At 58.1% G+C, this 17395-nt stretch carries 15 protein-coding genes and 3 pseudogenes; 13 read left to right on the top strand and 5 right to left on the bottom strand.

The annotated features are described in order from the left end of the window. The first annotated feature begins 578 nt into the window (after nt 1–578). The 3 genes from AC3D25_RS02090 (at nt 579) to AC3D25_RS02080 (ending at nt 1374) form a co-directional block, all read left to right on the top strand. The gene (locus AC3D25_RS02090) at nt 579–800 is read left to right on the top strand and encodes a hypothetical protein (RefSeq protein WP_087633456.1); all 222 of its coding nucleotides are present in this window, start codon (nt 579–581) and stop codon (nt 798–800) included. A gap of 137 nt (nt 801–937) precedes the next feature. Continuing rightward, the gene (locus AC3D25_RS02085; RefSeq protein WP_488886834.1) at nt 938–1162 is read left to right on the top strand and encodes a dodecin domain-containing protein; all 225 of its coding nucleotides are present in this window, start codon (nt 938–940) and stop codon (nt 1160–1162) included. A gap of 77 nt (nt 1163–1239) precedes the next feature. Then, the gene (locus AC3D25_RS02080; RefSeq protein ID WP_488886833.1) at nt 1240–1374 is read left to right on the top strand and encodes a hypothetical protein; all 135 of its coding nucleotides are present in this window, start codon (nt 1240–1242) and stop codon (nt 1372–1374) included. Nucleotides 1375–1487: 113 nt separating this feature from the next. Here AC3D25_RS02080 and ligD read toward each other — a convergent pair whose 3' ends face one another. Continuing rightward, nucleotides 1488–3998, bottom strand: a complete 2511-nt coding sequence (gene ligD / locus AC3D25_RS02075; protein WP_488886832.1) for a DNA ligase D — start codon at nt 3996–3998, stop codon at nt 1488–1490. A gap of 95 nt (nt 3999–4093) precedes the next feature. Here ligD and AC3D25_RS02070 point away from each other — a divergent pair, with 95 nt between their 5' ends. From AC3D25_RS02070 to AC3D25_RS02025, 10 genes and pseudogenes are all read left to right on the top strand, one after another. After that, nucleotides 4094–4636: a hypothetical protein gene (locus tag AC3D25_RS02070; RefSeq protein WP_488886831.1), complete on the top strand. Its 543-nt coding sequence runs from the start codon at nt 4094–4096 to the stop codon at nt 4634–4636. 69 nt (nt 4637–4705) lie between these two features. Then, the gene (locus AC3D25_RS02065; RefSeq protein WP_488886830.1) at nt 4706–4975 is read left to right on the top strand and encodes a DUF1488 family protein; all 270 of its coding nucleotides are present in this window, start codon (nt 4706–4708) and stop codon (nt 4973–4975) included. Nucleotides 4976–5349: 374 nt separating this feature from the next. Beyond that, nucleotides 5350–5919: a hypothetical protein gene (locus tag AC3D25_RS02060; protein WP_488886829.1), complete on the top strand. Its 570-nt coding sequence runs from the start codon at nt 5350–5352 to the stop codon at nt 5917–5919. Between the two features lie 541 nt (nt 5920–6460). Continuing rightward, nucleotides 6461–7447, top strand: a complete 987-nt coding sequence (locus AC3D25_RS02055; protein ID WP_488886828.1) for a sensor domain-containing diguanylate cyclase — start codon at nt 6461–6463, stop codon at nt 7445–7447. Nucleotides 7448–8466: 1019 nt separating this feature from the next. Further along, complete coding sequence (locus AC3D25_RS02050) at nt 8467–9489, top strand: IS30 family transposase (protein WP_488886827.1); 1023 nt, start codon at nt 8467–8469, stop codon at nt 9487–9489. Nucleotides 9490–10125: 636 nt separating this feature from the next. Continuing rightward, a complete protein-coding gene (locus AC3D25_RS02045) occupies nt 10126–10605 on the top strand; it encodes a response regulator (protein WP_488886990.1) in 480 nt (159 codons plus the stop codon). A gap of 126 nt (nt 10606–10731) precedes the next feature. Next, a complete protein-coding gene (locus tag AC3D25_RS02040; RefSeq protein WP_488886826.1) occupies nt 10732–10968 on the top strand; it encodes a hypothetical protein in 237 nt (78 codons plus the stop codon). Nucleotides 10969–11508: 540 nt separating this feature from the next. Further along, entirely contained in the window at nt 11509–11928 is a 420-nt protein-coding gene (locus AC3D25_RS02035) for a hypothetical protein (protein ID WP_488886825.1), read from the top strand. Nucleotides 11929–12842: 914 nt separating this feature from the next. Next, nucleotides 12843–13022 (top strand): annotated as a pseudogene (locus AC3D25_RS02030) (IS3 family transposase); the annotation flags it as partial. Between the two features lie 707 nt (nt 13023–13729). Beyond that, nucleotides 13730–14041: a hypothetical protein gene (locus tag AC3D25_RS02025; protein WP_488886824.1), complete on the top strand. Its 312-nt coding sequence runs from the start codon at nt 13730–13732 to the stop codon at nt 14039–14041. A gap of 526 nt (nt 14042–14567) precedes the next feature. Here the strand turns inward: AC3D25_RS02025 and AC3D25_RS02020 are convergent. From AC3D25_RS02020 to AC3D25_RS02005, 4 genes and pseudogenes are all read right to left on the bottom strand, one after another. After that, nucleotides 14568–14936: pseudogene (locus AC3D25_RS02020) on the bottom strand (manganese catalase family protein); the annotation flags it as partial. 517 nt (nt 14937–15453) lie between these two features. Beyond that, entirely contained in the window at nt 15454–15702 is a 249-nt protein-coding gene (locus AC3D25_RS02015; RefSeq protein WP_488886823.1) for a hypothetical protein, read from the bottom strand. A 52-nt stretch (nt 15703–15754) separates the two neighbouring features. Further along, nucleotides 15755–15909: pseudogene (locus AC3D25_RS02010) on the bottom strand (Sec-independent protein translocase subunit TatA); the annotation flags it as partial. Nucleotides 15910–15939: 30 nt separating this feature from the next. Continuing rightward, entirely contained in the window at nt 15940–17340 is a 1401-nt protein-coding gene (locus AC3D25_RS02005) for a glycosyl hydrolase (protein WP_488886822.1), read from the bottom strand. Between the last annotated feature and the right edge of the window lie 55 nt (nt 17341–17395).

Raw genomic sequence — 17395 nt, 5'->3', positions numbered from 1 at the left:
GGAAGACGGCAACGTCGTCATCTTCACGATTAAGGCGTCTGAACTGCCACAACAGGGCTGGGCTTCGGTGGTCGCGTCCCGGCTCTTGGAATGCGGCGATGCCCCTCAACCGACGAGTGCCCTTCAACAACCTTAGCCTTACTTGTTTGTCCGCCTTGCGTACGCTCGGGATTGCGCGGGGTTTATAGCCAAGGCCGGTCCATGGCTCGGCCTTGTAGGAAGTCGGTTTCACGGCGCGAATTCGGGCACCTAGACGCTTGTAGCACCGGCGGCTCACGCGGGGATCGGGCCATCAGCGCGCCACATGAGCAGCCCTCGGCTACCGACGGCGCCAGCCACTTCCGGCTTCGAGAAGCGAAAAAAGAAGGGAAGCACTCGGCGCAGCGTTGCTTGGCGTATAGCGAACGTGGCTGTCCGAAGGGGAAGTTCGACGTCTTGTCGCGCCGCGGCTTATCGACATGTCTTATCGTCGCGGCGCGCCGAAGACAGGAAGCCGGAACCTCTGTCGACCCACACGCGGCCGCTGTCCGGAATGCGGCTTGCTATGGCTCACGTTCACACTAAACTTGGAGGCAAACATGGCAGGCGACACCGCATACAAGCCCGGCGAAATCGTGAAAGTCAGCGGCATCTACTCTGTTGTTCACGAGGACGGCAAAAATACGTTCGAAGTGACCTGTGTTGAGGGAGAGCACTTCCCGCCGACGCGAAGTGGGAAAGGAGCGCATTTCGAACTTAAGTACGCCGCGACGCATTCTCATAAACACGACCAATTGAAGGGCACTGAGGCTCGCAACTGATGCGGATCGGCCGCATGGCATGCCGGAAGTGGGAATAGGCCAGCGGCGCCGTCGTCTCGCGCATGGTACCCATGCGTTGCATATGACGTGAATTAGGCCTTTACCTCGACGGGCGTTTTTTGAGTCTGGAGCTTTCGATGTCCAAACATGTTTATAAACTTCTCGAGCTAACCGGCTCGTCCACGATTTCATCAGACGACGCCGTGCAGGTCGCGCTGAGAAGGCGTCTGCTACCGGAACTTCGAATGGCTCAAAGTTCGCGAGGTACGAGGTCGTGCCGAAGGCGGGCAACTCCTGCGCTGGCATGTGACGTCAACGCTGGCCTGCGCATCAGATTGACTTTGTGGAGCAGTCGGAAGTGAAACACAAGTGTGGGGAGGCCGAGGCCATCTTACGAGTAGCGAGTGCAGCGCGAGAGGTGCTTTCGGCGAGCGAGGCGTTGGAAGAACACGCCGAAGCCGAAGGCAGCGAAGGCGTACGGGCCTTGTACTTGGCGCGCCTCGCCGCTGCCGTTGATGATCTGCAATCTGCACGCGATGCGCTGGGGGAACTGCTCGCCAAGAAGTTACGCTGACCTTTTCCGCGTAAGCTTGTCAGTGTGGGACTAGCGGTATGACACGCTCGGGTCTATCTGACCGTAGTTCTTGAGTCCGCGCAAAGCTGCGTACGGCAGACGCTTGCTTTTGCTTACGGCAGACGCTTGATTGCTGCCGCCAGAAATTGTCTGGCCGACCAGAAGTCGCTCCACGGGTCGCTCGACTGGAAGCTTAGATATTCACGTGCCGTCTGAACGTTCCACTGAGCTCCGGTCGTGAGGTCGGAAAGTTGCTCCCAAGCGACAGGCATCGAAACGCCCATTCCAGGTCGAGCACGAGCAGAAAACGCCGCAGCCGTCGTCTGACCCTTACCGTTGCGCAGATAGTCGACATAGATTTTTCCGATTCGGTTAGATGGTCCAGACACCGCCGAAAAGCGTTCAGGAATAGTCTTGGCAAGATGTCGAACGAATGATTGCGAGAAAGCCTTCACCTTCGCATAGTCCATTCGCGGAGTCAGCGGCACGACGACATGCAACCCTTTGCCGCCACTTGTCTTGAGCCAAGCCTTGATGCCTAACTCGGACAGCAGTGTCCGAACCAGCATTGCCGCCTCCTGAACGTGACTCCACTTTACACCTTCGCCAGGGTCTAAGTCGAAGATGACCCTGTCAGGCGCGTCAGGCCGCCGGACGACCGAGTTCCAAGTATGGAACTCGATGGCGCTCATCTGAGCCGCGCTCAGCAACGCGTCCGCCGTATCGACCGTCAGTAACGGCGGATGCTTTGGCCACAAATCGCGGCTGTGAGCAGTCAGGCCAGGCATCGATGTGCGCTCGGCATGCTTTTGAAAGAAGAGGTTACCAGCAACACCGTCCGGCGCGCGAACAAGCGCGACAGGCCGGTCTTTGAGGTGAGGCAGCATCCGCTCCGCAACACTCGCGTAATAACGGACAAGGTCGGCCTTTGTGATTGACGCCGACGAATCGATAACGCGCTCGGGGTGGGTAATTTTGAATTTCGGGGGCGGCTCGGGAGCTTGTGTCTGGTCACCTTCACGGATGACGCTACGAGCAGTCTTGTCTAGGCGTAACCCGACAAACGACGCTTGCCTTACCACTCCCTCCGCCGTCCATTCCGCAAACTCCACCTCTGCGACCAAGGTCGGTCGAACCCACCTCTCGCTGCCGACTGTACGCTTAGACCATCGTCCGGGCTTCTTGACAGGGGTGTCGAGCGGCATTGTACCAACCTCCAGAGGCGCGAGGCGCTGCCAAAGGTCACGTGCGGTTCTCGAGTCCCATCCGGTGCCGACACTTCCAGCGTGATGGAGCTTGTCGCCAACGTAATAGCCAAGCAACAAGCTGCCGACTTCCCCATCGTTGCTGCCACGTGCGGTCATGCCGCAAATAACGAGCTCCTGTCTCAAGCGTGTCTTCGCTTTGAGCCACGTTTGCGTCCGTCCCGACTCATAGAGCGCATCGCGCCTTTTGAGCATTAGGCCCTCCAGACCTAGCCCTGCAGCAGCTTGAAAGACTTGCGCGGGGGGCGCCTCGAAATTTTGACTGTACAACAGGTGTTCGCCGGAGTCTTCAAGAAGCTGCGCTAGTCGTGCTCGCCTTGCCCAGAGCGGCACTTTTCTAATGTCGTCCCCGTCGAGGTACATCAGGTCAAAGACGAAAAACAGAATTTCTTGATTCTTGGCGCCGTCAATGGCATTCTGAAGTGCCGAGAAGCTGGGAATGCCATCCTTGAGCACGACAATCTCGCCGTCAATCCAGGCGTTTGAAAGCGGGAGCTCCAACAGCTCGGCGGCGAGCGTTGAAAACTTTGCGGTCCAATCGTGGCCGTTTCGCGTGAACATTTTCACTCGCTTCTTATCAATCCGGGCAAGGAGGCGATAGCCGTCAAGTTTCGTTTCGGTTATCCAGTCGCCGATAGCAGGGAGAGAGCCAGCAAGCGTGGCCAGCTGTGGCTCCAGCTTTGCAGGGAGTGGCGCTCGTACTGCGGCAGACATGTCAATCTCGGATTCGGCCGCGCGGGAGCGTCGCGCTGCCCTCGGCTCACGTTCCTCAATAAGCCCGAGCGGTTTCGCGATGACGCTGTCAGGAAGCGCCTTTATCACATCGTATTCAGCGAGCGGGCGAGCCCACTCGTCGCGTTTTTTGAAGAGCATCCACTGGTCTTGCTTGTCGCCGGACTTCGATATGCGGACCAACTCCCACAGGCCGGCGAGCTTCTCACCGTGCAGTCGAAAGACTAGCTTTCCAGCTTCCATTCCTTTGGCGGCGTCGCCCACCGGCTGCCACGTCCCGCGGTCCCACACAATGACGGTGCCGGCACCGTATTGCTTCGGAGGGATGGTGCCCTCGAAGGCAGCGTAGTCGACGGGATGGTCCTCAACATGCACCGCCATCTGCTTCTTCCCAGGGTCGTAGCAAGGACCTTTAGGCACTGCCCACGACAACAGCACACCATCGAACTCGAGTCGAAAGTCGTAGTGCAGACGGCTCGCCCAATGCTTTTGGATGACGAACTTAGGACTACCAGTGCCGACATTCGTGTCACCGGTCCGTTGCGACGGTTCGGGCGTGACGTTGAAGTCTCGTTTTTTCCGGTAGTGCGTCAGCGGGCGCAAGTTCGTGTCACGGGCAGGAATCATGATGGCGTTTCGTGGGCAGAGCGGTGAGCAAACGCAACGTGCTACCTTGATCAAACTTCCGGTGAGCCGACGAGCAAGCGGCATGCCGCCGTTGCATGAACACCAAGAGGCGAAATGGCACTCATCGCGACTGCTGGCGTAATGCGGCGCAGCTCGTGCTATGGGTTTTGGCGCCCACGCGGCCGCAGGCCGAACCTGGGCGAGCGCTGTCTGCCGATCAGTGCGTGCTGCACTCAAAAAGGCGCGGACGCAGCGCAGATGAATTTTCAGCTTCAGTTGCGCCCGGGGCACTGGCTCGATTGCGGTTACTCGAAGAGAGGATTGAGGGTACGCCAAGCACCGCCGCGCGGTACGTCGACGCGGCGGTGGACTTTTGCATGATGTTAGGGACGTTTGCTGCGCGCTGGGTTTCGAGCGAAGACTTGCCACCTGGGCTTGCAATCATGCGCTTCCACAAGCGTGCAATCATCGCCTACACGATTGACAACGAGGTCGTATCGGTGATCGACGTGGTTTATGGCGGCCAGGACCAGACACTTATCGTTCAGGGATTTTCATCGTGGTTGTACGTTCGTAATATTGAAATATTCACTGAACTGAAACACGGGTGGACGGCTCCGCTCGGACGCGAAAAATGAAGGGGCGGATAGTTAGAGCTATCCACCCGTTCATTTGCGACACTGGCGACCTTCTCGCGCGGGAATCAAATGAAAACAGCAACTTTCATGGAACCGGTTGTTGCGGAAGACGGCAACGCCGTCACGTTCACGATCGAGGCATCCGGACGGCCGGTTACGGCAATGATCTCGAGAGCCGCGCTCGAACAGCACTTCTGGCTGCGATCTGATGCGGACGCGAACCACATGTTGCGAACGTTCGCCGACGGACGCCATCGCATCGTCGCCGTGGCCGAGCGCCTTGCGTTGCGGAGTGGGGCGGCAGAGGTGAAGCTCGACTCAGCCGATTTCAGGCGGTAAGCGCTTTCTTGGTGAAACTGCGACGTTGCTGTCCGATCCGCTGCCGGCGCAAATGCAATGCGATCTGCCGGCGTATACTTAGCCGCCTGCAAGCTCGACTACGACTGTCGTCGATTTGAGCGGCGCACAACAGAAGCTATAAAAAAAGGCCGATCGGAATCTTTGAAATCGACGGCATCTGACAAACGTGACTAGGGGCTAACTATGGGTGAAGCGTATGGACGCGCGGATTCGCGCGGCAAAGGCTCGCGTCTGCGACGCACGCCCCCGAAACCGGGCAGCACCGCTGCGCCAAAGAAGCACTATTCGAAGCCTGCATCACCAACTTGCAGGTTTTAACAGCGCGAAACGGTTCGAAGGCGCTGCTCGGCCGAATGTTGGATATCAGTCAGTCGAACATGGCCCACCGTCTGCACGGTAAGAAACGCTTGGACGACGCGGAGATCACACGCTTTACCGAAGTGCTGGGATTACCCGGCTGGCTGGACGTACCTCGAGAGCCGAGCGACGTGCCCGAGGCTGTCGCGAAGATGCTTACGCCCGCGTCGCGCGCACGATCTTTGGCAGTGGCGAAGGACGGTACCGCAGAACCTGGGCAACCAGGACGCCCGACTGGTCTCGGCGACACCGCTGAGAGTCCGAGTACTGCGAACGGCATTCTGTCTATCGCGCGGGAGACGCCGGCTTCGGTGGCGGTTCGCTTGCCTTTAGCGTCGCCGCCTCTTCAGGGTTTGGCGATCGAGCTAACGAAGGTTGCGTCGGGCGACAAAGAGTCGTCTGCGCCAGACGCCGTTCCGTCGACCGCGATGACCGATCTGACGGGTCTGGATGGAATTTCGCCGATAGCAGAGGCGTTGCTCAAGACCCTCGCTGGAAAAGCACGCACGGGGCGGCTGAACGAGCCGCAAGCACTACTGCTTCTGCGGCAAGTGGTGCTGCTGTAGGCGGAGTTGCGCTGGGCCATCGAGCGTCGCATAGGCAGTGGCTTGCCTTCACATGGCGTTTTACCGGTCGGCCGCAGGCTTGTCGCGTGTGTCACGCGACTTTAACCGTATGGTGCCCCGCATGTAGAGCGATCACGGAGCACTTTGTTGACGCCCGAGTCACCTTCTATCCGGGGCTCGCTTTGGCTTGCGTGCAAGGGTTTCCGCAGCTTCGTTCAAGCGGTAGCTTCGGACGTCGAATCCAAGCGAACGGCATTGATGCATGAGCGGTCCGGAATCGTGCGATTCAGGCTATTGTCGCCGAGACAGGCGGTTTGGCCGCTGCGCGGAATTTCGCAGGTCCTGCATCTCGACAATGCTGCCGAGTTAAAAGCAGTGCCCTTCGCAGCGGTTGTCGGAACACGGTGTCGACTTCGTCTGGGAAGACAGGTATGCCTAGCGAAGGGGACTTGAAATGTAGGGTAAATCGAGTCTAATCTAGTACCTGTATTCCAAAACGGTCGGAAACGCCCGGCCTTAACTAGAAAGACAGTGAGTAAGTATGTTTGCCGCAATTGTGCCTGAAAACGAGACAGAACGAATCGCTGCGTTACGCTCCCTTAAAATCCTCGATTCTCCACCCGAGGAACGTTTTGATCGCGTGACGCGCCTGGCCAAACGGCTTTTCGACGTGCCGATCGCACTCGTCAGTTTGGTCGACGTGAACCGGCAGTGGTTCAAGTCGTGTGTCGGCATGAACCTCAGAGAAACGTCGCGCGACGTCTCGTTCTGTGCGCATGCGCTCACTGGTGGCAACCTGCTCGTCATCCCTGACGCGCGGCTGGATGAGCGCTTCCACGACAATCCGCTGGTAGCGAACGAACTTGGGATCAGGTTTTATGCCGGCTACCCGCTTACTTTGCCCGGCGGTTCAAGGATCGGCACGTTATGCGTGCTGGATCGGCGACCGCGCCACTTCGGCGCAGAGGAACTTGATCTCCTACGCGATCTTGGGCAGATGGTCGAGCAGGAGTTCGCAGCGCTGCAACTGGCGACAATCGACGAGTTGACGCTGCTGTCCAACCGTCGAGGTTTTGAGGCGCTCGGGCAGCATGCGCTAAACGTATGCAAGCGGCTGAGCCGACCTACCTCGCTGCTTTTTTTCGATCTGAGAAGATTTAAGGCTATCAACGACAGCTATGGTCATGCGGAGGGCGACCGGGCATTGCAGACGTTCGCAGATGCTTTGCGGGACACGTTCAGGGAGAGTGACATTATTGGGCGGGTCGGCGGAGACGAGTTTTGCGCATTATTGAGTGGGTCGCAAACGGGCGAAATTCCGACCGTTCTCCAACGTCTCGGCGAGGGGTTAAAACGGCGAACGAAGCGCGTCGATCGCGGATACGAGATTGAATTCAGCGTCGGCGCAACGCTGTTCGACCCGTCATGTCACGAAACGATCGCGGATCTGATTTCGGACAGCGATCACCGGATGTATGCACATAGACGGGCGCTTGAAGCGGCCCGGGTCGTCCCGGAAAAAAAGTGACGCCGACGGACCGGCGATTTGTTCCGACAGGAACTAGAGGCAGCCAAATCACCTCTGATGGATCGCTGCCTAACGCTAGCATCCGATAGCGGTCATTCGGAGGCGACGCCGACGCGGGCCGCCCATGCCGTGGGCCCGTACGATGCCTTGGGCGCGACGCGGCTTTAAAAGTCTGATCGGCGCGAAAACGCGAACGATCCGGTTCCTATGACGAACCCACGGAGCGCTCGCCACGAACTGCTGCGGCGCCTTCCGACGCAGCATGATCCACAACGCGAGGTGCCTGCCACGGCGCCATCCGCGTAAATTATGCCGGGCGGCTGCTTTTCAACAGACCCAAAGCTCATGTTCTCGCTTCTTCAAGGGCTGCGACGCGTTTGGCCAGACTGAGTCTTCTTGATCAACAGGCTTCTCGTGCTGGAGCTGGTCACGGGCGAGTACTTCACCTTTTCCTGCTCGTCTTGCCACCTCCGCCAGTTGCCGTACGGCCACCGTTAGAATACTGCCGACGACCGTGTACGCTAGCAGGACAGCGCGGTCCTCCGGCGGGTCGACCGCCAGGCCTGAAGGCGGCATCCAAGCGCGCCGAAGCAAAGACCCCTCACCAAAAGCAGAAAGCCCGGCGGTGCGCCAAAGAGCACGGCAATAAACTGCAGGGTCGCACTGATAAGGAGAAACGTCAGGCGACCTTGAGCGAGCATTGCCGGTGCCTACTGCGCTAGGAGCACGACCGCCGTAGCCGCAATTCCGAACAGCAGCCGCTTCATCTGCGGCAACTGGTTGATTCGAACGATCATGGAGTGTCCCCACTTTGCACGTTTTAGCCCGGGGAGCACTAAGTAGTCCTACTTGTTCTACAAAAGGGGGCGACCTAACGCTGTATGGAAGTCCGCAGTGCAAAATACCGGGCGATTGCCCGGCTGGGCACAATAATAAGGGGTATGTTCAGACCTTGACCTTATATTAGGCCGGGCGGCCTCAAATCTGAAGCGCAACACCGTTTCGTATAAGGTGTTGCGATGCACGAAAGAACTCAGTACCAGCAACTTCAACCTGAAGAGCGCCTGACCATTGCAAGCCTGCATCTGCAGGGTTCGAGTATCCGGGCCATGGCCCGGATACTCGGGCGCTCGCCGGCCACCGTTAGCCGTGAACTAACCCGAAACAGCTCTCCAGCAGGCTACGCATCGGTACCGGCTGAAGCGCTCAGCGCTTCACGCCGCAGCGCAGGGCGCCGCCCCACAAAGCTTTGCCTGCAAAGCGTCTGCTGGCGAATCGTTCTCACCCTGCTCGAGTGGAAATGGTCACCCCAGCAGATATCGGGCACACTCAAACGTATGTATCCGACCGACCCGACGCAGCAGGTTTTCCACGAAACCATCTACACCGCCATCTGCGCCCAGCCGCGCGGCGAACTTCGCCGCCAACTCATCGCCTGCCTGCGCCAGGGTCACAGCACACGTATGCCGCGTACACGCGGCACAGACCGACGCGGACAGATTCCCGACATGGTCAGTATTCATGTGCGGCCGCCCGAAATTGAGGACCGACTGCTGCCCGGACACTGGGAAGGCGACTTCATCAAGGGCGCGGGCAACCAGTCCTCGGTCGGCGTTCTGGTTGAACGGACCAGCCGCCTGGTGCTGCTCGCAAAGATGGAAGACGCCACCGCAGCTTCGGCGCTGGCGGGCTTCTCCGCCAAACTCAATTCGATTGTCGCGCCACTGCGGCAGAGCTTCACCTACGACCAGGGCAAAGAAATGTCGCGCCACAAAGAGCTCACGGCCGCCACCGGCGTGAACGTGTACTTTTGCGACCCGCACAGTCCCTGGCAGCGCGGCACTTGCGAAAACACCAACGGGCTGCTGCGACAGTACCTGCGCAAAGGCACCGACCTTTCGGTCTACAGTCAGGACGAACTCGACGCCATCGCGGACAGCCTGAATAGCCGGCCTCGTGCAACTCACAACTTCCATTCACCATTCGAGGTCTTCGCCGCGACCCTCGCATCAGCAAGTCAACCTCAAGGCTCTAAACATTAATCCCGCTGTTGCGCTTCACCCTTGAAACCGCCCCGTCATCCTCTCTTCACCTCGTATGCATTTTGGCTGTCAGGCGGAAATCCATTCGACGCCCAACGGCCCAACGAGCGTCACAGTCCGTTTTAGGTTAGACCATGGAAGCCCGCAGGCGTATCTCCGCCGCTAACCACACTGGGTGAACGCTGAGACATCTCATAGCATCCCGAACTGTGTAGGGGAATAATCGTAGATAAAAGGAAGCCGGCTCGAAGCCGGCGCGAAGGGCTCGCGCGCAGGGGCGCTTACCTACGAGAAAGTCTAGAATAGGGCTGCAGGCAGCAACCGAACGTCCGAATTACGGGTATTGGAACCACTTCGGTATGAAATAACAGACGCGTGGCGCATATTGGACCGGTCCCCGCCGAATGCCGAGCGGCGGGAATGGAAGCCCAGTAGAATTCTCCTTAGACCGTTGAAATCAAGCAATGGCCCCGACCGATGCGACGCGACTAGCGAATGATCGCAGCAACGATTGTTTTTCTCTTTCGCTACGGCGCGGTCCGTTGCAAAGGTTCTTAAGCTGCCGCACGGGAAGCGCTAACTGTCGTAGGCGAACCGAAGGACGCGGATGTACGGTAAGCTCAACCCTTGAACGCGATGACAACAATTCTGGTAGTTGACGATGAGCTTTCCGCACGTACTTATTTGCGCGCCGCACTTCGCAGATGCGGGTATCGAGTCATCCTCGCTGCTGACGGGATCGTCGGTGCGGCAGTTGTTGGTCGCGTAGACGTTGACCTGCTTGTTTGCGATTGGAAAATGCCGCGGATGGATGGGATTAGCCTCTTCAACTACGTTCGCAACAAACGAGCTTTGTCACTCATACCATTCATCTTGATGACGGACGATGGCGGGCCGCCGGACGTCCCATTTTCGGCAGTGGTGAATAAGCCGGCGCGGGCGAAAGAGATCCAACACCTCGCGCGTAAATTTGCACCGCCGCGGCGGAAATACCAGTTCCGCTGGCTGACAATCAGTTTCGATCGATGCGACAAGATAAGTGATAGACGGGCGAAACGCTTGACACCGGCGGCTGGAGAAAATGATGGAGGAAGCGGGATTGGTGTTGAACGTTGATGCACAAATCGGCGAACATAGAATGCGCGATTCGGCGTCATCGTCTCTGTAAGCTTGCCCTGTTGAACGCAAAGCGTTGCGATGTCAGAATGCGTGTCACAATAAGACCTCCCGCAAAGTGGGAAGATGCCGACACATCAGTATTATGAATATTACAAAAATTTCCACATTCTGGTCATGGTGGAATTCATCGGTGAAGAATTCGTCCGAGTAGTAAGCGTGTCGGTGCTCGACAAATCAAGCTTCAGTGCAGCGCCTTTCGACCTCACAGGCGTCGCGCACGATCGCTTCGACTCAATCGGGACTGCCATCGCCCAGGGTGCTTCGAGAGCGCGCGCTTGGATCGATAAGATCGCGCGTTGACTGGGCGCTCTACGCACGGATTCGATTCGACGTTTCAACATGACGTGAAGGATTCAGTCGAACGAACCAAAGTTCTGACATGGAGAGGGCACGGCGCTGCCATCGAGAGAAAAGAGCGTACGGGTCGCTGGTACGCTACGCTTCTACCTGAAGCCCTGCTTGGCAGCGGGCACCGACGAGTTTGGTTTGTCGTTCCGTTTGCATCGCCGCGTCTGCGAACTCGACGGGGAGTTACGGGATCCGCGGCGAACAGCGACGACCTTTCCCATTGTTCCTTTTCTTGTCGCTAAGCGTCCCTATCCCTACAATTACTTTGCGCGCTTTGTTCACACCTTTAACCACTGCAAAATCCCGTAGCGGTCTGTATCGAACCGTTCGTTCCCGTTGGCCTCAATCGCGAGCACGCTCCACTCGTGGGCCGCGCTAAAGTCTTTTGGCGGGTCGTTTTTGCATTGAATGCCAGTTGCACCACTCGCTTGGAGAGCATACGCCATGGCAACAAGTTCGAACGGCTCCGTCCCTGGGGTCCCGGAACTTACTGTGAAGCTTTACACCGCGGTTCTTGAGAGACGGGCGGCGGGAGCGGCTGCGCGACGGGCGAACGGCGCGACCGACGCGCAGCTCCAAGCGCATCCGACTCCGATCGAGCTTGCCGTCCTCACCGCGCTCGCCCAGACCTACGGTCCCACAATCATGCGAGAAGAAGTGATCGCGTCCGTGCTTGATTTAGTTGCGGAAGCCGGTGGCGCAGCGCTCGTTCAGCAGGTGCTATGGGGCGAACGTTCGGCGGATAGGCGGCTCGCCAGGCGCCTGCTGCCGGCACGCCCTCTGTTCGAGATTCTCTGCGAAACATGGCCCGACCTTTTTATGCAGCACGCGTGGGCCGAATTGAAGGGATTCCGTTTTCGACGGCTTGAGCGACCGATGGAGTCGGAGGACGGGGAGCGTGACGATGGATGAGCGCGAGCGCCGACTGCTGGGAAAAGCGCCTCCCGCCGACGGCAAGCCTTCGGGCATACGACGAGTGGCGCCAGCCGTTGCGGCTACGTTGTGAGCAACCGTGACCGACGCACCGTTTAAGTCAGGACTTCCGGCGGCAGAGGTACGGCACGGCGTGCAATCGCTATTTTGTAGAAGACGAAGTAGTTCAGTGTCATTCGCAAGAAGCGTCGGGACGCGCGAACGCCTGTACGGTTCCCGAACGTCCGAAGCGGGATCGCTTTCGCGGCTGTAGACCCCACGGCCGACTTAATTCCGAGTTCGATTCCACGCAAAACGTCTGACACACACGCGCCCGGCCAAATCCTCGAATAGACGGTGCTGAATGTGCTTCAGACGAGGCGAGACGGTGTCGACCACGGGTCAGTGTCAACACGCACAAAGTTCCCTAGCGGTGGTCTATCAGCTTATAAGCGCCGTGCGTCAGTAGAAGCAAATTCCCGGTTCGGCCAGCATGAGGGGTTTGGGTGAAACCGGTCAGCCTTTGTCGCGTCTTCCACGACGAACAGCGTTGGCCCGACCAAAGCGAAGTTACAGTATCGATTTTTGCCTGAGATGCACGCCGTGTTCGCTGCGGCCATTCGCAGGCAACGGAAGTCGCGTTATCGGCGCAGCGAACGATTACCAGCACACGCAAATCAAGATTCAACAGTAATTTTGGAGAGGGTGTCCGGCCGTTTAAGATCGTGCGGGGACGCCAATTTCGCACGCTGTGGTACGCCCGCGCCGGCTCCGATGTTTTCACCAAGGGTTCACGTGGCTGGAGTCGTCGCTTTTTTCATAAGCGGGTCGAGGTGTTATTAGCGAGCGGAGAGGTCTACCGTGCTCACTATTGCCGCGCCGGCGATCCACTCAGAAGGTCCGAGATTCGCTAGATGGAACGCTTCTTCGGAACGCTCAAGTCTGAATTCTTCTACCTGAACAAGTTTCGCAATCGTGACGAGCCGCAAGCCGGCATCAAAGACCGTTTCTACTATTACATCAATGATCGAATCAAGCTAAGATTACGAGGACCTAGCTCAGTCCAATGCAGAAGAAAATATAAGCAATCCTAACGTCAACGTGTCCAACATTCCGGGGTCGGTTCCCCCGGGGGAATTGGCGCACGTCGAAAATACGCGATGCGGCCGTCATCTCTCCTGTAAGCTTGCCCTGTGGAACACGAGGCGTTCCAATGTCAGAATGCGCAACGGCCGCTTCGACGCGATCGAACGGGCGATCGCGGAGGGTACTTCAAGCCCGCGTGCTTGGATCGAAAGGTCGCGCGTCAAAATGGCGCTCTGCGAGCGCCTTAGATTCCGGAACCGGCACGGTTGCGAAAGCTAAGGCTATTGCTGGCCACTTGGAGGACAGTCGGAGCACCCGGGTGATTAATCTGCAATATATTGGCATGCGGCAGGTCCATAGGGACGTAAGTTCGCGACCTAAATATATCGAGTCTTACGACATTCGGAACGATTTTTCGGCCCCGCAGCGGCGACATGGAGAAGTTCAAGAATGCGACGACACTGCCGATAAATAGGCAGCAACCCGCAGCTGCGTCCGCTAGGCGCTCCGCGTTGCGCACAGCGACCTGCGGCCGCTGTCAGAGCACGTAAAGTTAAGCGTATCGACGCTACATCGGTCGCGCGCGGCGAATGGGAAACGTTTTGAGCGAAAGCTCTGATCTATGTGCTCGTCTTGATCCGTCACTCGCGCGCGAATTTTTTTTTACGTTGGAATCAGACATTACCCCTCTTTGTACTCAATCACAAGCACGGCCATGACTCAGCAGATCCCTTTCCCTCGCGTGTTTGGCGGGACAACCTTGTTTGTCTTCCTGAACGCCGTAAAAATGACGTTGTTCATGGTGGACCCCGTCATGCCGCTATTCAATGTGGTCATCGGTGGAGTGAAGTTCTTCGCGACTGAATGCCAAGTACGGAAACACGTCGAAGAAGTGGTGAGCGGTGATCGGACGGCCAGCGCTCCGACATGGCAATGTGTGTTCGGAACCGGCTTCGTTAAATCGGTCGAAGGACAGTGTAAGAAAAGCTGGACTTCGAAGGAGGAGGGCCGGGCGAATGTCTCTTAGAACAGCGCTGCGAAAGAAGCAATACGCGACGAGTGAAGCGCAATTTTTATCAGACACGGCAGAGGGCCTCCAAAACGCGCTCGAGCGTTTCTGGAGCTCAGCCCGCCGCGACGCCGTGGAGGAGTGCATGACCGTACTCGAGCTTCGAATGAAGGACCTATTTTCAGATAACCGGGTCCACGATAGCGCGGAGGCCATGCGGTGCCTTGGCTTGCTGCGCCAGCTGCAGGAGGAATATTCTGAGCTACTCGGGACATTGTGCTCCGAAGCCGGGGAAGCCAGACGCCCCTGAGTAGCAAAACTTGAGACTCATGCTCCCAGGGGATATGTAGTCGGGGGCGGTGAGCGCCCGCCAACGATGAGGGGCTCGTCGGGTCACCCAATGCGGATCTGTCGAAACTAAGCCAACGAGTGAAGAGTTGTTCGCCGCGGACTCTCTTGGATCGTTTCTCGCACCGACTGCGCGCAGTTCGAGCAGAAGTGCTTGTGGAACAACGCGCGGTTCATGGTTCAACATGCTTTAACGGTCAGTGACGTTGATCAGGCGCTCGCACACGATTTTTGCCCGGGCCTTCGCGGCGATGTTCGATCGAAGATCAGCCGTTGGCTCACCGATCCTATCGATGTAGGCCGCCGTCCACGGCACGCCCGCAGAGTCGGTGAGCGGTGCACCGCCGCCATATAACAGTTGCGTTAAGTGAGAGTCGTTGCCTGAGCCGGTGAGTGAACGATACAGTGCCGCCTCCTTCTCGACGCCTTCGGCCAATCGACCCTTCGCCCCCCTATTGAGCATGGCGACGATCGAGCCAATGATCTCAAGGTGACTCAACTCTTCAGTGGCGATGTCGAACAGCAAATCCTTGCAGCCTGGATCATCCTCAGAGACGGCCCGTGTATTGAAGACGGTTGTTGTGAACGAATATTGGTGCGCTCCATTGTGGGGAACGCCCGCCAGCAGGCTCGATCTCGACCATGCCACGATCGTCTTCTGAAGCGTGAACAAATTTTCAGTGCGAGACTTTTGACGGATCGGAGTCGAATCATTCGCTCATCTTTCTATGAGTAATCTGCGGTCTTCGGATTGCTTGATCGCTCTCTTAAAAACCGAGGCGCCGGTGTGCCTTACATCGAGACATTATCGAGATGGACATTGAGCTGCTGAAGAGGCTGAGGTACTCATGCCCCCGGCCATTATTCACAGGAAGAGGCGCGGTTCCGGATGGGAAGGGCTCAGCGGGAAGGCGCGGCGCGTTTTTTAGATGCGGACAGTGCGGCTACGGAGGACCTCCTTACGTCGGCTTTTTTTTGCGGGCAGGTTGTGTAGGTTGTCTACTATCTATTGGGTGATAGATCTTGTCTGAGAGCGGAAGTCGCTCAAAGATTGCTCACCGTGAGAGTTTGTCGATATTGGGTCAATCCCGGCGCGGGTTGACCGACGCGTGCGGCTGCTCGGCTATCGGAGTGATAACAAGTTCGATACCGTAATCACTAGCCGCCTCGAAGGCGCTTTCGCGATCCGTGAACAGACCGAGCAAAGGAGAAATCTGTGTCTGTCCGTCAGGGGTGGTTATCATCGCGATTGAAATTGGCTTGCCTTCGCCATTCGTTCCTACGATGGAAGTGACAGTGAACCCGCGATAGTTGATTTGTCGAGCTTCCATGGCGCGAATGTGTAGTGATCGGGACGGAGCAGCCGCGTATGCCAGCTTCCTACTTGGCCTGAAGGACGTCCGTGCCCTTCACGCCCGCCTTGAACGCGCTAAGCGCGCCGCCCAGATCGCCGCCGATATTGCGCAGCTTCTTGGTGCCGAAGATCAACGCACGGCCAGCAGCACGATCAACCAATGTCCGATACTCAATGAACCCATCATGACGTGTCTCTCTATAACAATTAAAACTCAAACCGGGTTAGCGGCGACGAAGCTCTTGTACGCGGCGTAGGCCGGGTTCTTGGTCTTGCCGTCGGCCTGAATCAAGCCGTAGGCTTTGTCGATGATGCAATACATCATGATCGATTCGACGTCGTACTTGTCCTTGATCGAGTGATACTGCGTGAGCGCTTTGGTGAGATACGCCGCGCCCGTGTCGGGCGTGTCTTGCGAGCCCGACCAGCCGAATTCCGTGATCCAGATCGGCACGCCGAACGAGTCCTTCAGAATCTGCAGCACGTTGATGCTGCCCGTCGGGCCCGCCCCTTCGATGTTGTAGTAGCTCTTGTACCAGTGGCACGTCGTGTAATCCCAGCGCACCAGCGCCGCGCCCGACGCACCCGCCGACGTGCCGTTGGGCGTAATGCCGTTCCACAGCATCTGCTGGGCGCGATAAGCGAGCGGAATGCCCACGTTCACACCAACCTTGATGGTCGGATCGATCGCCTTCACCCCGTCGATCATGCCGCGAATCACGCCGCGAAACGACGGCCACAGCGCCGGGCTCCAGTCGGTCGTCTGGCTGCCGTTGCCGGCGATCTTCAAGCCGACCGTATCGAGTTCGTTACCGCATTCGATGTGCGTGACAAGACCTTTAAGCACCTTCGTGCAGTTCACCGCGAGGTTGTAGCCGAGCGTGTAAGCAGCCGATTCCGAGCTGGTCGGGTCCCAGTGCGCCGAGCGCGGGTTGAGCACCGGCATGATCGCGACGCCGCTGTTCTTGAACGGGCCGTTCAGCGCGTCGGCGAGCACTTGCGACATGCCGTCGCTGGCCACGTCGCAACGGTAGTTGGTGACGCCCAGATCTTGCAGCATCGCGAGTTGGGTGGCGACCGGCGTCGTGTTGTAGATGCCGCTGTTGTAGGCCATGTGGCCGTTCATGCCGTAGAAAATCTTCTTGGCGGTCGACGTCGACGTGGCGGCCACTGCCTTACGCGGGTCCGTACACTTGGTCCAGGTGCTGCCGGTCCAGTAATAGAACTGGCTGTTGGTGCCTTCCTGATAAATTTTGCTGTTCATCCACAGCAGCAGCGTCACGCTGTGGGTGCTGCCCGCTTTCGCGCCGTTCTTGTAGACCACGCCGCCGACCACGGTCCAGACCGCGCCGCTCGCATCGGTAATGGAGGCCGCCGGCGGGATCGCCGTGCCGTCTGCCGACGCGGTTTTGCTGGCTTTGGCGGTGGCTGCATCGGCGCTGGCCGAGAGCGCATCGGCTTCGCTGCCGCCGCCGCAGGCGGCCAGCGCGATGGAGCCTGCACCTGCGGCAAGCGCGCCGAGGAAGTGGCGCCGGGGGGCGACGGTGCCCGCGGTCAGGTCGGAAGCGGAATTCGGTACAATTTGCTTGAGAGCGAAACGTTTGCGGGCGGTCATGGAGTAGAAGTTACGTAATTACTTGGAAGCCCGAAGTATATGCGTAGCATTCCTA

Source organism: Caballeronia sp. SL1002, from assembly GCF_057814995.1.
This window is presented reverse-complemented; position numbering and strand designations above follow the sequence as displayed.

What these genes read in the sequence shown, in the direction of transcription:
- ligD (WP_488886832.1), bottom strand. Translation starts at nt 3,998, where the DNA reads ATGATTCCTGCCCGTGACACGAACTTGCGCCCGCTGACGCACTACCGG.
- AC3D25_RS02005 (WP_488886822.1), bottom strand. Translation starts at nt 17,340, where the DNA reads ATGACCGCCCGCAAACGTTTCGCTCTCAAGCAAATTGTACCGAATTCC.
- AC3D25_RS02060 (WP_488886829.1), top strand. Translation starts at nt 5,350, where the DNA reads ATGTTGGATATCAGTCAGTCGAACATGGCCCACCGTCTGCACGGTAAG.
- AC3D25_RS02025 (WP_488886824.1), top strand. Translation starts at nt 13,730, where the DNA reads ATGACTCAGCAGATCCCTTTCCCTCGCGTGTTTGGCGGGACAACCTTG.
- AC3D25_RS02015 (WP_488886823.1), bottom strand. Translation starts at nt 15,702, where the DNA reads ATGGAAGCTCGACAAATCAACTATCGCGGGTTCACTGTCACTTCCATC.
- AC3D25_RS02070 (WP_488886831.1), top strand. Translation starts at nt 4,094, where the DNA reads ATGAACACCAAGAGGCGAAATGGCACTCATCGCGACTGCTGGCGTAAT.
- AC3D25_RS02090 (WP_087633456.1), top strand. Translation starts at nt 579, where the DNA reads ATGGCAGGCGACACCGCATACAAGCCCGGCGAAATCGTGAAAGTCAGC.
- AC3D25_RS02040 (WP_488886826.1), top strand. Translation starts at nt 10,732, where the DNA reads ATGCCGACACATCAGTATTATGAATATTACAAAAATTTCCACATTCTG.
- AC3D25_RS02055 (WP_488886828.1), top strand. Translation starts at nt 6,461, where the DNA reads ATGTTTGCCGCAATTGTGCCTGAAAACGAGACAGAACGAATCGCTGCG.
- AC3D25_RS02050 (WP_488886827.1), top strand. Translation starts at nt 8,467, where the DNA reads ATGCACGAAAGAACTCAGTACCAGCAACTTCAACCTGAAGAGCGCCTG.
- AC3D25_RS02065 (WP_488886830.1), top strand. Translation starts at nt 4,706, where the DNA reads ATGAAAACAGCAACTTTCATGGAACCGGTTGTTGCGGAAGACGGCAAC.
- AC3D25_RS02045 (WP_488886990.1), top strand. Translation starts at nt 10,126, where the DNA reads ATGACAACAATTCTGGTAGTTGACGATGAGCTTTCCGCACGTACTTAT.
- AC3D25_RS02085 (WP_488886834.1), top strand. Translation starts at nt 938, where the DNA reads ATGTCCAAACATGTTTATAAACTTCTCGAGCTAACCGGCTCGTCCACG.